Annotated in this window: 11 protein-coding genes and 1 riboswitch; of the genes, 7 read left to right on the forward strand and 4 right to left on the reverse strand. The window is 66.7% G+C overall.

The window, feature by feature from the left end; translation table 11 throughout:
- Nucleotides 1-79 precede the first annotated feature (79 nt).
- On the forward strand, nt 80-3,523 hold the full coding sequence (locus TEP_RS00300) for a PAS domain-containing hybrid sensor histidine kinase/response regulator (RefSeq protein ID WP_132823596.1): 3,444 nt from the start codon (nt 80-82) through the stop codon (nt 3,521-3,523).
- A gap of 39 nt (nt 3,524-3,562) precedes the next feature.
- Here TEP_RS00300 and TEP_RS00305 read toward each other — a convergent pair whose 3' ends face one another.
- The 3 genes from TEP_RS00305 to acs all read right to left on the reverse strand — a co-directional run bounded on the left by TEP_RS00305 (nt 3,563) and on the right by acs (nt 7,185).
- A complete protein-coding gene (locus TEP_RS00305) occupies nt 3,563-4,138 on the reverse strand; it encodes a manganese efflux pump MntP family protein (RefSeq protein WP_132823598.1) in 576 nt (191 codons plus the stop codon).
- A gap of 11 nt (nt 4,139-4,149) precedes the next feature.
- Nucleotides 4,150-4,317: riboswitch (yybP-ykoY riboswitch) on the reverse strand.
- A gap of 178 nt (nt 4,318-4,495) precedes the next feature.
- Nucleotides 4,496-5,161 carry a response regulator transcription factor gene (locus TEP_RS00310; RefSeq protein ID WP_006477308.1) on the reverse strand — a complete coding sequence of 222 codons (666 nt, stop codon included), beginning with the start codon at nt 5,159-5,161 and terminating at the stop codon, nt 4,496-4,498.
- An 80-nt stretch (nt 5,162-5,241) separates the two neighbouring features.
- Nucleotides 5,242-7,185, reverse strand: coding sequence for an acetate--CoA ligase (gene acs, locus TEP_RS00315; RefSeq protein ID WP_132823600.1), 1,944 nt, complete (start codon nt 7,183-7,185; stop codon nt 5,242-5,244).
- Between the two features lie 245 nt (nt 7,186-7,430).
- Here acs and TEP_RS00320 point away from each other — a divergent pair, with 245 nt between their 5' ends.
- The 4 genes from TEP_RS00320 (at nt 7,431) to xth (ending at nt 13,249) form a co-directional block, all read left to right on the forward strand.
- Complete coding sequence (locus tag TEP_RS00320) at nt 7,431-8,852, forward strand: DcaP family trimeric outer membrane transporter (protein ID WP_025878777.1); 1,422 nt, start codon at nt 7,431-7,433, stop codon at nt 8,850-8,852.
- Between the two features lie 113 nt (nt 8,853-8,965).
- The gene (locus TEP_RS00325) at nt 8,966-10,621 is read left to right on the forward strand and encodes an MFS transporter (RefSeq protein ID WP_132823602.1); all 1,656 of its coding nucleotides are present in this window, start codon (nt 8,966-8,968) and stop codon (nt 10,619-10,621) included.
- Nucleotides 10,622-10,850: 229 nt separating this feature from the next.
- Entirely contained in the window at nt 10,851-12,260 is a 1,410-nt protein-coding gene (locus tag TEP_RS00330; protein WP_132823604.1) for a coniferyl aldehyde dehydrogenase, read from the forward strand.
- Between the two features lie 221 nt (nt 12,261-12,481).
- Nucleotides 12,482-13,249: an exodeoxyribonuclease III gene (gene xth / locus TEP_RS00335; RefSeq protein WP_132823606.1), complete on the forward strand. Its 768-nt coding sequence runs from the start codon at nt 12,482-12,484 to the stop codon at nt 13,247-13,249.
- Between the two features lie 72 nt (nt 13,250-13,321).
- Here the strand turns inward: xth and TEP_RS00340 are convergent, their stop codons facing one another.
- Entirely contained in the window at nt 13,322-13,573 is a 252-nt protein-coding gene (locus TEP_RS00340) for a GlsB/YeaQ/YmgE family stress response membrane protein (protein ID WP_025878785.1), read from the reverse strand.
- Between the two features lie 84 nt (nt 13,574-13,657).
- Between TEP_RS00340 and TEP_RS00345 the strand changes: the two genes are divergently transcribed.
- Nucleotides 13,658-14,257: a 4'-phosphopantetheinyl transferase superfamily protein gene (locus tag TEP_RS00345; protein WP_132823608.1), complete on the forward strand. Its 600-nt coding sequence runs from the start codon at nt 13,658-13,660 to the stop codon at nt 14,255-14,257.
- Between the two features lie 39 nt (nt 14,258-14,296).
- Entirely contained in the window at nt 14,297-14,935 is a 639-nt protein-coding gene (gene rsmG, locus TEP_RS00350; protein WP_025878787.1) for a 16S rRNA (guanine(527)-N(7))-methyltransferase RsmG, read from the forward strand.
- The last annotated feature ends 19 nt before the right edge of the window (nt 14,936-14,954 follow it).

Genomic DNA, 14,954 nt, shown 5'->3' on the forward strand with positions numbered 1-14,954 from the left:
TTTGCGCCCCCCCGTCGTGACCTACCATCACGATCAACGGTCGTGATCTACTGGCCCCTCCTCCGACGGAAACACGCGCTTGGTCTCCAGCTGGATCCTGCTGCTGGTCTCGGTTGCCTACGCTGCGCTGCTGTTCGGCGTGGCGTGGTGGGGCGACCGTCGGCCGATGTACCCGGACCGGCCGTGGCTGCGGCCGGTCGTCTACAGCCTGGCGCTGGCGGTGTACTGCTCGTCGTGGACCTTCTACGGCGCAGTCGGTACCGCCGTGCGCAATGGCGTGGGCTACCTGCCGATCTACATCGGTCCGTTGCTGCTGCTGCTGTTCGGCTGGCGCATCATCGAGCGCCTGGCGCTGATCGCGCGCAGCCAGAACGTGGTCTCCATCGCTGATTTCATTTCCTCGCGCTTCGGCCGCTCGCGGCGGCTGGCGGCACTGGTGGCGATCATCGCGCTGATCGGCATCATTCCCTACCTCGCCCTGCAGTACAAAGCGGTGGCGATGAGCCTGCAGGTACTGACCGGCAACACCGGCCCAACCGGATTCTTCAGCGATCCGGCCCTGTACGTGGCATTGCTGATGGCGCTGTTCGCCACCCTGTTCGGTACCCGCCAGGTGGACGCCACCGAACACCACCACGGCATGATGCTGGCCATCGCGCTGGAGTCGGTGATCAAGCTGGTGGCGATGGTGGCGGTGGGCGTGTTCGCCTATGTCTGGCTCAGCGACCGCAACGAGGCGGTGGTGGAGTCGGTGCATACGCTGTTCACCGGGCTTCCGCCGGTGGGGTTCCTCTCGCAGACGCTGCTCAGTTTCCTGGCCATCATCTGCCTGCCGCGCCAGTTCCATGTGGCGGTGGTGGAGTGCGGCGATGTGCGCGATGTGCGCCGCGCGCGCTGGATGTTCGGCGGCTACCTGGTGCTGATCTCGGCGATGGTGCTGCCGATCGCCACGGCCGGCATCAGCCTGTTCGGGACCGGAAGCGGCGTGGCCGACGACTCGATGGTGCTGGCGTTGCCGCTGGCCGAGGGCCGCAACGCGCTGGCACTGATCGCCTATATCGGCGGGTTCTCTGCCGCCACCGGCATGGTCATCGTGTCCTCGATCGCGTTGGCGACGATGGTCAGCAACGATCTGGTGATGCCGGTGCTGCTGCGTCGCAGTGGCGACCACCAGGAAGCGGCCGATGTCGCTTCGCGGGTGCTGTGGATCCGCCGGCTGGCGATCCTGCTGCTGGCACTGATGGCCTACAGCTACTACCGCAGCAGCAGCAACGACAGCACGCTGGCCTCGTACGGACTGATGGCGTTCGCCGCGGTGGCGCAGTTCGCGCCAGGCCTGATCGGTGGCCTGTACTGGCGCGGCGCCAGCCGTCGTGGCGTCGAGACCGGCATGCTGCTCGGCTTCGCCACCTGGCTGTACACCCTGCTGCTGCCGGCGATGACCATGGCCGGCTGGATGGATGCAGGCTGGGTGCAGCATGGTCCGTTCGGCATCGATTGGCTGCGGCCGCAACAGCTGTTCGGCATGACCGGCTGGGACCCGCTGACCCATGGCACGTTCTGGTCGCTGCTGGTCAACGCGGCAACGATGATGCTGGTATCGGCGCGTTGGCGTCCGGGCGTGGATGAGCGCCTGCGCGCTGCGCCCTTCCTCGATCCCTATGCCGAGCGGCCTTCAGTGGCCGGTGGTTGGCCGGGCCACGTGCACGTGGGCGACCTGCTGGCACTGGCCTCGCGCGTGGTCGGCGAGCGCCATGCGCGGCGCTCGTTCTTCGAACAGGCGCAGTCGCTGGGGCGCGAGCTGCAGTCCTCGGCACCGGCGGACCGGCCGTGGGTGCAGTTCACCGAGCGCCTGCTGGCCGCATCGATCGGTGCGGCGTCCGCGCGCCTGCTGCTGACCAGCCTGCTGCGTGGCTCCGGCATGGACCTGGGCGAAGTGGTGGCGGTGCTGGACGAAGCCGGGCAGGAGCTGCGCTTCAACCGCGAGATCCTGTCGACCACCCTGGAGAACATCAGCGCCGGCGTCAGCGTAGTCGACCCGGACATGCGCCTGACCGCGTGGAACCGGCGCTACCAGGACATGTTCGGCTACCCCGACGGCATGCTCTACGTGGGCCGCCCGGTGGCGGACCTGATCCGCTACAACGCCGAGCGTGGCGAGCTGGGCGAGGGCGACATCGAAGTGCAGATCAATCGGCGCATCGGCTACATGCGCGCCGGTTCGCCGCACGTGTTCGAGCGTACCCGCAGCGATGGCAAGGTGATCGAAATGCGTGGCCAGGCACTGCCCGGCGGCGGCTACGTCACCAGCTACAACGACATCACCGACTACAAGCACGCCGAACGGGCGCTGCTGGAAGCCAACGAAACACTGGAACAGCGCGTGGCCGAGCGCTCGCACGAAGCGGAAGTCGCGCAGCAATCGAAGACCCGCTTCCTGGCGGCGATCAGCCATGACGTGCTGCAACCGTTGAATGCGGCCCGGCTGTTCGCTTCGGCGCTGCGCGACAGCGACCATGTCAGTGATGAGCAGCGGCACCTGGCCGAACGCGTGGATGCGTCGCTGCGTGCGGCCGAAGAGCTGCTGGATGGGCTGCTGGACGTGTCGCGGCTGGATGCGGGCGGCCTGCATCCGGTGATCGGCGAATTCGATGTCAGTGCGTTGATGCGCGAGCTGGCCGCGCAGTACACGCCGGTTGCGGCCGGGCGTGGGCTGCGGCTGGATCTGTTCGCGCGTACCACCTGGGTGCGCAGTGACCGCCGCCTGCTGCGCCGCGTGCTGCAGAATTTCCTGGCCAATGCGTTGCGCTACACGCGGCAGGGGCGCATCGTGCTGGCCGTGCGCCAGCGCGGCGACGAAGTGGAGCTGCAGGTGTGGGATACCGGCCCCGGCATTCCCGAACACCACATGCGACAGATCTTCGATGAGTTCCACCGCTACCAGCAGCCGTTCGACTGGGGCGAGCAGGGCCTGGGGCTGGGCCTGTCGATCTGCCAGCGCATCTCGCGCCTGCTTGACCATCGCTTGAATGCCCGCAGCCGGGTTGGCAGTGGATCGATGTTCTCGATCATCCTGCCGCGGGTAGCGCCGTTGCCGGGATATGCCGAAGCGCTCACCGTGGCGCAGGCCGCACCGCCGATCCGCAGCGATTCGCTGGCCGGCCTGCGCGTGTTGTGCGTGGACAACGACGAGGAGATCCTCGATGGCATGCGCGCGCTGCTGGGGCGCTGGCAGGTGCAGGTGATCACCGCATCGACGGTGGACCAGGCGTTGCAGAAGATCGCCGAGCGTCCGCAGGTGATGCTGGTGGATTACCACCTGCACGATCGCATGGATGGCCTGGATGCACTGGTGGCACTGCGCGAAGCGGCGGGCTATCCATTGCCCGGCGCGCTGCTTACCGCCGATGGCCGCGATGAACTGAAGCGGATGGCACGCGAGCGCGGCTATCGCCTGTTGACCAAGCCGATCAAGCCAGCCTCGCTGCGGGCATTCCTGGGCGCGTTGCGCGACGCCCGGTAGTGCCGGCCGCTGGCCGGCAACCTCGCAATCGCCGGCAGGTTACGCCACGCCGTGCAGGTGTTCGTACAGGATCGTCGCACCGATGATCACCAGGATCACGCCACCGATGATTTCGGCGCGCTTGCCGACCATGCTGCCGAGTGCGCGGCCAAGCATGATGCCGGCGGTGACCATGGTCAGCGTGCACAGGCCGATGACCGCCGCCATCACGCCGATATGCACGTCCATGAAGGCCAGGCCGATGCCCACTGCCATCGCATCGATGCTGGTGGCGAAACCGGTCAGTGCGAGCTTCCAGAAGCCGTGGTGCTGCGACGGATCTTCATCGTCCTCGCCGCTGTCAGCGCGCAGGCCGTTGTAGATCATGTGGATGCCCAGCGCGCCGAGCAGGCCGAAGGCGATCCAGTGGTCGAACGCTTCCACGTACTGCAGAGCGGCACGACCGAGCAGCCAGCCGATGATGGGCGTGATCGCCTCGATGACGCCGAAGATGATGCCGGCGCGCAGCGCATCACGGAACACCGGCCTGCGCATGGCGGCACCCTTGCCGATCGCCGCGGCGAAGGCATCGGTGGACATGGCAAAGCCGATCAGGAGGATCGAAACAGGAGACATGGGCGGCAGCAGAAGGTCGGGCAAGGACGGACGCACGGCTCGCGCTCGCGCCCAACCTGACGTTGCGCGCGCGGGCCGCTGGTCTCGCCAACCATCATGGTTGTCCACGCCACGGCGCACTGGCCGAGTATGTTGACGTGGACGATTCCTGCGTAGGAATCCGGCTACTCCCCAAGGGGACGCGAAGCTTAGCACCGCGATCCGCGCGTGGCGCATTTCGTGCGAAACGCGCAGGCACGGCTGGTTTGTATAGCGATGGCTATACCACGGGCGATACGGTAGCGCCGGGCCATGCCCGGCGGGGCGCAGCGGTGATACAGGTACAGGCGATTGCCGGCCAGCCGCCGGCACGAACTTTCAGTCTTCTTCCGGCGGCAGCACGATGGCGTCGTCGTCGATCGCCAGTTTGCCGGCCATCAGCACCGCCTGGGTGCGGTTGGTCACGCCCAGCTTGCGCAGGATCGCGGTCACGTGCGCCTTGATCGTCGCTTCGGAGACATTGAGGTCGTAGGCGATCTGCTTGTTCAAGCGGCCCGCGCCGAGCATCTGCAGCACGCGGAACTGCTGCGGGGTCAGCTCGCGCAGACGCTGGCCGACTTCGCGTTCTTCGCTGCCGGTCGGCGGCACGTTGTGTGCTTCGGGCGGCGCCCAGGTCTCGCCATCGAGGATGGTGCCGAGCGCATGGCCGATCGTGTCCGAATCAGCGGACTTCGGAATGAAACCCAGCGCGCCGTGGTCGAGTGCGCGACGCATCACCGTGGCTTCTTCGCGTGCGGACACCACCACCACCGGCAGGTGCGGATGCAGCGAGCGCATGTGCACCAGTGCGTTGAAGCCCTGTGCGCCGGGCATGTTGAGATCCATCAGGACCAGGTCGGCGTCATTGTGCTGGTCGGCCAGCGCATACAACGCTTCCACGCTGTCGGCCTCGAACAGTTGAACGCCCGGAATGACCCGCTGCACGGCTCCCCGCAGGGCTTCGCGGAACAACGGATGGTCATCGGCAATCAGGAGGGTGGTCATGGTCGGGGGGAACCGTGGGGGAAAGCAGAGGGGGTCAGAGCCCGTTCCTTGCGGAAAGGGATCCGACCCCGGGTCGTACGTCAGCGCACCTTGCGCTCGTCCACCAGCGACGCCACCACCGACGGATCGGCCAGGGTCGAGGTGTCGCCGAGCTGGTCCGGTGCGTTCTCGGCGATCTTGCGCAGAATGCGGCGCATGATCTTGCCCGAACGGGTCTTCGGCAGGCCCGGCGCCCACTGCAGGTGGTCGGGCGTGGCGATCGGCCCGATCTCCTTGCGCACCCAGGCGACCAGCTCCTTCTGCAGCTCGTCGCTGGGCGCCTCCTCGGCCACCAGGGTGACGTAGGCATAGATGCCCTGGCCCTTCACGTCGTGCGGGAAGCCGACCACGGCGGCTTCGGCCACCTTCGGGTGCGAGACCAGCGCGCTTTCCACTTCGGCGGTGCCGATGCGGTGGCCGGACACGTTGATCACATCGTCCACGCGGCCGGTGATCCAGTAGTAGCCGTCTTCGTCGCGGCGGCAGCCGTCACCGGTGAAGTAGCTGCCCGGGTAGGTGCGGAAGTAGGTGTCGATGAAGCGCTGGTGGTCGCCGTACACCGTGCGCATCTGGCCCGGCCAGGAGTCACGGATGATCAGGTTGCCTTCGGTCGGGCCGTCCTTGATCTCGCCATCGGCATTGACCAAGGCCGGCTGCACGGCGAAGAAGGGCAGGGTGGCCGAACCCGGTTTCAGATCCATCGCACCGGCCAGCGGCGAGATCAGGATGCCGCCGGTCTCGGTCTGCCACCAGGTATCGACGATCGGGCAACGGCTGTCGCCGACCACGTCGTAGTACCAGCGCCAGGCTTCGGGATTGATCGGTTCGCCGACGCTGCCAAGCAGGCGCAGCGAGGCGCGCGAGGTCTTCTTCACCGGCTCCTCGCCTTCGCGCATCAGCGCACGGATGGCGGTGGGGGCGGTGTAGAAGATCGACACCTTGTGCTTGTCGATCACGTTCCAGAAGCGCGAGGTGTCCGGATAGTTCGGCACGCCTTCGAACATCAGCGAGGTCGCGCCGTTGGCCAGCGGGCCGTACACGATGTAGCTGTGGCCGGTGACCCAGCCGACGTCGGCGGTGCACCAGTAGATGTCGTCCTCGCGCAGGTCGAACACCGCTTCATGGGTGTACGCCGCGTACAGCAGGTAGCCGGCGGTGGTGTGCAGCACGCCCTTCGGCTTGCCGGTGGAACCGGAGGTGTAGAGGATGAACAGCGGATCCTCGGCGTTCATCGGTTCCGGCTCGCAGCTGGCCGGCTGGCTGTCGACCACATCATGGAACCAGCGGTCGCGCGGGGCCTGCATGTCCACCGCACCGCCGGTGTGGCGCACCACCAGCACGGTTTCCACGGTATTGGTGCCGGGCAGCTTCAGCGCCGCATCGACGTTGGCCTTCAGCGGAATCTTCCGGCCACCGCGCAGGCCTTCGTCGGCGGTGATGATCAGCTTGCTCTGGCAGTCGCTGACACGGTCGGCGATCGAATTCGGGGCGAAGCCACCGAACACCACCGAGTGGATCGCACCGATGCGCGCGCAGGCCAGCATGGCCACGGCAGCGTCGACGATCATCGGCAGGTAGATGGTGACCCGGTCGCCCTTCTTGACGCCCAGGTTGCGCAGCGCGTTGCCGAGACGGCAGGTGCGCTCGTACAGCTCGCGATAGGTCACGTGCTGGGCCGGCGCGTCCGGGCTGTCCGGCTCGAACAGCAGGGCCGTCTTGTCGCCGCGCTTTTCCAGCTGGCGGTCCAGGCAGTTCACGCTGGCGTTGAGCTCGCCATCTTCGAACCACTTGATGTGGAAGTCGGACAGGTCGTAGCTGACGTTCTTGATCTTCGTCGGCTTGCGCGACCAGTCCAGCCGCTCGGCGGCCTTGCCCCAGAACGCATCCGGATCGGACACCGAGGCCTGGTACTGCTGTTCATAGGTGTTCTTGTCGATACGCGCCTTGGCGGCGAACTGCGGATCGACAGGGTAGAGATCAGCCATGGCACCCTCACTTGCACGTTGACTTTGTGTGTGCAGCCGCAGCATTGCAGCAGCCGTTCCCCCTCAGTTTGCCCCATCCACCCCCGGTCGCGTCACCACTTCGGTTAGACCTTGGTCGAAAGTCGGGCCCCTGCAGGCCCGGGTTCGACCAATGGCCAATAGCCGGTGCGTGCAAACGCCCCGCAGTCTCGGCTCGACCGTGCCCCACGCGCGGCATCACCTTGCCACTTGGGAGAGAGGGCAACATGAGCCACCGTACGTTGAAAGCCGTGCGCACACCTTTGGCGGCCTGCCTGTTGGTCGCCCTGGTCGCACCGGGCATGGCGTTCGCCGAGACCGCCAAAGAGAAGGCACTGGAGTCACGCGTCGCCGAACTGGAGCGGCAGGTGCAGGCGCTGCTGGCGTCGCAGCAGCAGCAACAGACCCAGATCGTGCAGACCCAGCAGGCGGTCACCGACGTCCGCACGCTGCAGGCCGAACAGAAGCCGGCGGTGCCTGCGGGCAAGCAGCCGATCCAGGTCACCACCATCACCCCCGGCGCGGCGCCGGGCACCACGGTCAAGATCGGCGGTTTCATCAAGGCCGATTTCCTGGCCACCCAGACCAGCGATGGCCAGCTGGCCGACGATGCCACCGGCCGCTCGCTGTACCTGCCCGGGCAGACCCCGGTGGAAGGCGCCGGCGGCAGCGGCAAGCGCTCGGACGTGGACTACAACGCCCACGCCAAGTTCTCGCGCTTCAACCTGGGCATCGACAACGTCAGCGAGTCGGGCAACAAGGCCGGCGCGTTCTTCGAGATGGATTTCTTCGGCAACTCGCTGGGCAACCAGACCGCCACCAACACCTATGGCGTGACCCTGCGCCATGCGTACATGTACTGGAACAACTGGATGGCCGGCCAGACCTGGTCGAACTTCATGGATGCGGCGTCGTTGCCGGAAGCGGTCGACTTCGTCGGCCCCACCGATGGCGTGATCTTCGTGCGCCAGGCGCAGGTGCGTTACACCCAGGGCGGCTTCAGCGTCGCGCTGGAGAATCCGGAAACGACCACCCTCACCGGTACGCGCAATCCGGTCACCGGCGCCTGGACCAATGCCAGCGCCAATTCCGATCGCGGCAGCCTGCCGGACCTGACCCTGCGTTATGGCTGGAAGGGTGACTGGGGCACGTTCGGTGTTGGCGGTATCGTCCGTCAGCTGAAGGTCGACAACCAGGCCACCGGCGCAAAGGCCGACAAGGTGGCCGGTGGCTTGACCCTGGGCGGCAAGTGGGTGATGGGTGACAGCGATTCGCTGCACTACCAGTTCACCGGTGGCGAGGGCATCGCCCGTTACATCGGCCTGGGCATCACCGCCGATTCGGCCTATGACGTGGCCCGTGACGAGCTCAACCCGACCGGTGTGATCGCCGGCTATGTCGGTTGGCGCCATGCGTTCTCGCCGAAGCTGCGCACCAACCTGATCTATGCGCGCAGCGACTACGACAACGACAGCATCCTCGGCCCGCTGGTGACCAAGAGCGTGCAGAGCATCCGCGGCAACATCTTCTACTCGCCGCTGCCCAAGGTCGATGTCGGTGCCGAGCTGATGTACGGCAAGCGCGAGATCGAGAACGGCAACAAGGGCGATATCACCCGTCTGCAGTTCACTACGAAGTACAGCTTCTAAAGGAGTGCCGACCAAGGTCGGCACCTACCAAGAATGAGTGCCGACCAATGGTGTCGGCACCTACCTAGACTGCGTGCCGACCGAGGTCGGCACCTACAGAGGGAAAGCTTCCCATGTCCACAACACCTGCACCGGCGAAAGCCCAACTGACCCAGGGACACAAGAAGGTCATCTTCGCGTCCAGCCTGGGCACCGTCTTCGAGTGGTACGACTTCTTCCTGTATGGCTCGCTTGCGGCGATCATCGCCAAGCAGTTCTTCAGTGGCGTCAATGAAACCACGGGCATGATCTTCGCCCTGCTGGCCTTCGCGGCCGGCTTCTTCGTGCGCCCGTTCGGTGCGGCCTTCTTCGGCAGCCTCGGCGACCGCATCGGCCGCAAGTACACCTTCCTGGTCACCATCCTGATCATGGGCATCTCGACCTTCCTGGTCGGCGTGCTGCCCAACTACGCCTCGATCGGCTTCGCCGCGCCGGTGATCCTGATCATCCTGCGCCTGGCCCAGGGCCTGGCCATGGGCGGCGAGTACGGTGGTGCGGCGACCTACGTGGCCGAACACGCGCCGGACGACAAGCGTGGCCTGTACACCAGCTTCATCCAGTGCACGGCCACCCTCGGCCTGTTCATGTCGCTGCTGATCATCCTCGCCTGCCGCTACTTCCTCGGCAACGAAGCGTTCGAAGCCTGGGGCTGGCGCATTCCGTTCCTGGTCTCGATCGTGCTGCTGGGCGTGTCGGTGTGGATCCGCCTGCAGCTGAGCGAGTCGCCGCTGTTCCAGCAGATGAAGTCGGAGGGCAAGGGTTCCAAGACGCCGTTCCGTGACAGCCTGAAGGGCGGCAACCTGAAGCTGATGCTGCTGGTGCTGCTCGGCGCCGCAGCGGGCCAGGCGGTGGTCTGGTATGGCGGCCAGTTCTACGCGCTGTTCTTCCTCAGCAGCATGCTGAAGGTCGACGCCACCACCTCCTACCTGCTGATCGCCGCCGCGCTGGCGCTGGGCGTGCCGTTCTTCATCTTCTTCGGCTGGCTGTCCGACCGTATCGGCCGCAAGAAGATCATCCTGGCCGGCTGCCTGCTGGCCGCCGTCACCTACATCCCGATCTTCAAGGGCCTGACCCACTTCGCCAACCCGGCCATCGAAGAAGCCCGCAGCAGTTCGCCGGCCCTGGTCGTGGCCGACCCGACCACCTGCTCCTTCCAGTTCGATCCGGTGGGCCTGCGCAAGTTCACCAGCTCCTGCGACGTCGCCACCGCTGCGCTGACCAAGGCCGGTGTGCCGTATGACGTGCAGCCGGCCGCAGCCGGTTCGCTGGCGATGGTCAACGTCGGCAGCGCCAGCGTCACCTCGTACGAGGCCGCCGGCCTGACCAAGGAAGAAGGCAAGGCCAAGGCCGATGCATTCGGTGCCGAGCTGAAGACTGCGCTGACCGGTGCCGGCTATCCCGCCAAGGCCGATGGTTCGCGCATCAACTACGCCGGCACGATCCTGATGCTGTGGCTGCTGGTGCTGTATGTGACCATGGTCTACGGCCCGATCGCCGCCTACCTGGTCGAACTGTTCCCGACCCGCATCCGCTACACCTCGATGTCACTGCCGTACCACATCGGCAACGGCTGGTTCGGTGGCTTCCTGCCGGCGATCTCGTTCGCGCTGGTGGCCGGTACCGGCAACCTGTACTACGGGTTGTGGTACCCGATCATCATCGCGCTGATGTCGGTGGTGATTGGCGGCCTGTTCCTGCGCGAGACGAAGAACGTGGACATCACCAAGTAAGAATGATGTTCATCGAATGAAGGAGAGGCCGTGGTGCAGACCACGGCCTTTCTGTTTGTGGGGGCGCTTATCCGGCCCGCACCCTGGTAGTGCCGGCCGCTGGCCGGCAACTGCACGATGTCTGCCGGAGANNCATGAGGCCTGCACGATGTCTGCCGGAGATCCATGAGGCTGCCGGCCAGCGGCCGGCACTACCATTACATTGCACAGCACGCCGTATAGTCGGCCCATGACCACCACCGCCCCAGCCGACCTCCCCGCCGTTCTGCATACCCTGCGCAGTGCCTGGCAGGCCCAGCGCCCCACGCTCGACCAGCGCGAAGCCGACCTGCGTCGCCTGCGCGCGGCGTTGAAGGACCGAATGGACGAAATGGCTGCGGCCATCGCCGAGGACTTCGGCCATCGTGCCCACGTCGAATCCAAGCTGGCCGATGGCATGAGCGTGCTGTCAGCCATCGACCACCTGCGTCGCCACCTGCGGCGCTGGTCGAAGCCGCAGCGGGTGGGCGCCGGCTGGCGACTATGGCCGGCGCGCGCGCAGCTGCGGCCGATGCCGCTGGGTGTGGTCGGGGTGATCTCGCCGTGGAATTATCCGGTCACGCTGGCGTTGGTGCCGCTGGCCACCGCGATTGCCGCTGGCAACCATGTGCTGTTGAAGCCTTCGGAGCACACCCCGCGCACCAGCGCGTTCCTGGCCGATCTGCTGGCCAGCGTGTTCCCGCCCGATCGTGTGTCGGTGGTGCAGGGTGACGCGGACGTGGCCGCGGCGGTGTCTTCGCTACCGCTGGACCACCTCGTGTTCACCGGTTCCACCGCGGTCGGCCGGAAGGTGATGGCGGCGGCGGCGGAGCATCTGGTGCCGCTGACGCTGGAACTGGGCGGCAAGTCGCCGGCGATCGTCTGCCGCGATTTCCCGTTGGACAAAGCCGCCGCACGTCTGGCCACCGGCAAGTGGTTCAACGCCGGCCAGACCTGCATCGCGCCGGATTACGTGCTGATCGACAGCGTGCGCCAGCGTGAGTTCGTGCAGGCGCTGCAGCAGCAGGTGCGCGAGCGCTATGGCGATTTCAGCGATGCCGACGACTACACGCGGATCATCAATGAGGCCCAGTACCGGCGCCTGCAGGGCTATCTGGCGCAGGCCCGCGAACGCGGGGTGCCGGTGATTCCGCTGGCGCAGGTGGATGACGCGCGCGCCGATCGCGAGCGGCTGCTGGTGCCGACCGTGGTGCTGGACCCGCCGGATGACCTGGACCTGATGCGCGATGAGATCTTCGGCCCGATCCTGCCGGTGCGCGCCTATCCGGACCTGGATACAGCGCTGGCCGACATTGTGGCCCGCGACCGGCCACTGGCGCTGTATCCCTTCAGCCATGACACGGCCACGGTGGAGCGCATTCTCGGCCAGGTGCTGGCCGGCGGGGTTACGGTCAACGACACCCTGCTGCACTTCGCCGCCGACGGTTTGCCGTTTGGTGGGGTGGGCGCCAGTGGCATGGGGGCGTACCACGGGCGGGCCGGGTTTGATGCGATGAGCAAGCTGTTGCCGGTGCTGTGGCAGTCGCGCTGGGCGGCCAGTGATCGGCTGCGGCCGCCGTATTCGAAGATTGCGGGGTTGTTGCGGTTTCTGCTGCGGTGAAGCCATGCATGGCGTGCATCCAGTGGTAGTGCCGGCCGCTGGCCGGCAACCTCGTGACCCTTCGGCGGGGACCTGCACCTGCCGGCCAGCGGCCGGCACTACCGGTAGGGGCCAACCCGCGCGATCCGTTCCGGTAGGTGCCAACCTTGGTTGGCACGCGTGAACCCCAAGCGCCGACCAAGGTCGGCCTCTACCAAAGCCCACCCGGGTAGAATGCCCGCATGAAAATCGCCTCGTGGAACGTCAATTCGCTCAATGTCCGCCTGCCGCACCTGGAGCAGTGGCTCAAGGATTTCGGCCCGGACATCGTGGGCATCCAGGAAACCAAGCTGGAGGACCACAAGTTCCCGGACTCGGCGCTGGTCGCCGCCGGTTACCGCAGCGTGTTCGCCGGGCAGAAGACCTACAACGGCGTGGCGCTGGTGTCGCGCGAGCCGGCGCAGGACGTGCAGATCGGCATTCCCGGCTTCGAGGACGAGCAGAAGCGGGTCATCGCCGGTACCTTCGGCGACCTGCGGGTGATCAACCTGTACGTGGTCAACGGTCAGGACATCGGCACCGACAAGTACGAATACAAGCTGCGCTGGCTGGAAGCGGTGCATGCGTGGATCGCCGAAGAGCTGCAGCGGCATCCGAAGCTGATCGTGATGGGCGACTTCAACATCGCCCCCGACGCGCGCGACGTGCATGACCCGGAGGTGTGGAACGACAACCACATCCTGACCTCCACCGCCGAGCGCGGCGCACTGAACAAGCTGCTGCAGCTGGGCCTGCACGATGGCTTCCGCCTGCACAACGATGAGGCCGGCACCTTCAGCTGGTGGGACTACCGCGCAGCGGGTTTCCGCCGCAACCTCGGGCTGCGCATCGACCTCACCCTGGTCTCCGATGCGCTGAAGGGCAGTGCGGTGGCCTCGGGCATCGACCGCGAGCCGCGCACCTGGGAACGTCCCAGCGATCATGCGCCGGCGTGGGTGGAATTGGGTTGAACGAACGGGGCCCGGCGATTGCCGGGCCCGTTGCGATGCATCTGCCGGCCAGCGGCCGGCACTACCGCCGCGTCAGCGTATGCTCTTGCGGGTGAACAGGTTGACGATGGCCAGCAGAATCACCGCGCCGATCAGCGAGAACAGGAACGTGCGCAGGGTGATCGCTTCATTGATGCCGCCGCCGAACAGCCAGCCGGAAATCAGTGCGCCGACGATGCCCACCACGATGTTGAGGATGATGCCCTGCTGGCCATCGCGCTTCATGATGATGCTTGCCAGCCAGCCGACGATGCCGCCGACGATCAGCCAGATGATGATGCCCATGATCGACTCTCCGGTGGATAACCGCGTCCAGTTGACGCGCAATGCCGTGAACCCGCTGTGCAATCCTGTGACGGGCGCGTGCGGATGAGCCTGCCAGCCACCCTTGAGGGCCCCTGGCGGTTTGGTCCGGTTACCGTCTGGCGCTGCCCGCACGTCCCTGGCCAGCGCGGTGAGCCGCAGGCCCGGCAGGTGCTGGCACAGGCCCTGGGCGGCGAGCCGGACGCGCTGCCGCTGGTGCGCGACGACAAGGGCCGGCCGGAGCTGAGCGGCGCGCTGGCCCACTACGGCACTGGCTGGAGCCACAGTGGCGAGGTGCTGCTTGTGGCACTGGGCGAGGGCGTGCGGTTGGGCGTCGACCTGGAGCTGCTGCGGCCGCGGGCCCGCCTGCTGGAGATCGTGCAGCGCTTCTTCCACCCCGAGGAAGTGGCCTGGCTGGAAAGCCTGGACGAGGCCGGGCGCGAGCACTGGTTCTTCCGCGTGTGGTGCGCCAAGGAAGCCATGCTGAAGGCACACGGGCAGGGCATCTCGTTCGGCCTGCACCGCCTGCAGCTGGCCCCGGGGGCCGATGGCGCCCTGCACCTGCGCTGGTGTGACCCGGAACTGGGCGTGGCCGCGCGCTGGCATCTGCACGAATGGCAGGCCACCGGGCAATTCCGCGCTGCTCTGGCCTGGTATCCGCACTGAAGCGGGGAATCAGCGCGCAAAACCGGCGATAATGTCGGCATGAGCGAACACGATCTTCCCGCCGGCGTAGCGAACACGCTGCAGCAGGGCCTGGCCAGCATGGGCCTGGCCGCCGAGCTGGCGCCGCCGCTGCTGCGCTACCTGGCGCTGCTGCACCGCTGGAACGGCACCTACAACCTCACCGCCATCCGCGATCCGCAGGAAATGGTCACCCGCCATCTGCTCGATTCGCTGGCGATGCAGCCGTTCGTGGCCGATGGCAGCTTGGCCGACCTCGGTACCGGCCCCGGGTTGCCGGGCATCCCGCTGGCGATCGCCTGCCCGGGCCTGCAGGTCACCCTGGTGGAAAGCAACGGCAAGAAGGCCCGCTTCATGCGCGAGGCCGTGCGCCAGCTGGGCCTGGGCAATGCCCGCGTGGCCGAATCGCGCGCCGAAGCGCTGGCCGAGCCGGGCAGCTACGACCAGCTGACGGCGCGCGCGATGGACACCCTGGCCGGCATCGTCCGCGTCGGTGGCCACCTGCTGCGCCCCGGCGGCGTGTTGCTGGCCATGAAAGGCGTCTACCCGCATGAGGAGATCGCAGCGCTGCCGGCCGGTTGGCAGGTGCGCGAGGTGGTCCCGCTGAGCGTGCCCGGCTTGGCCGGTGAACGCCATCTGGTCACCGTCACAGGTCCCTGAACCCCGCCGCCCGCCCCTT

The organism is Stenotrophomonas sp. TEPEL (assembly GCF_004348785.1).
Lineage (GTDB): Bacteria > Pseudomonadota > Gammaproteobacteria > Xanthomonadales > Xanthomonadaceae > Stenotrophomonas > Stenotrophomonas indicatrix.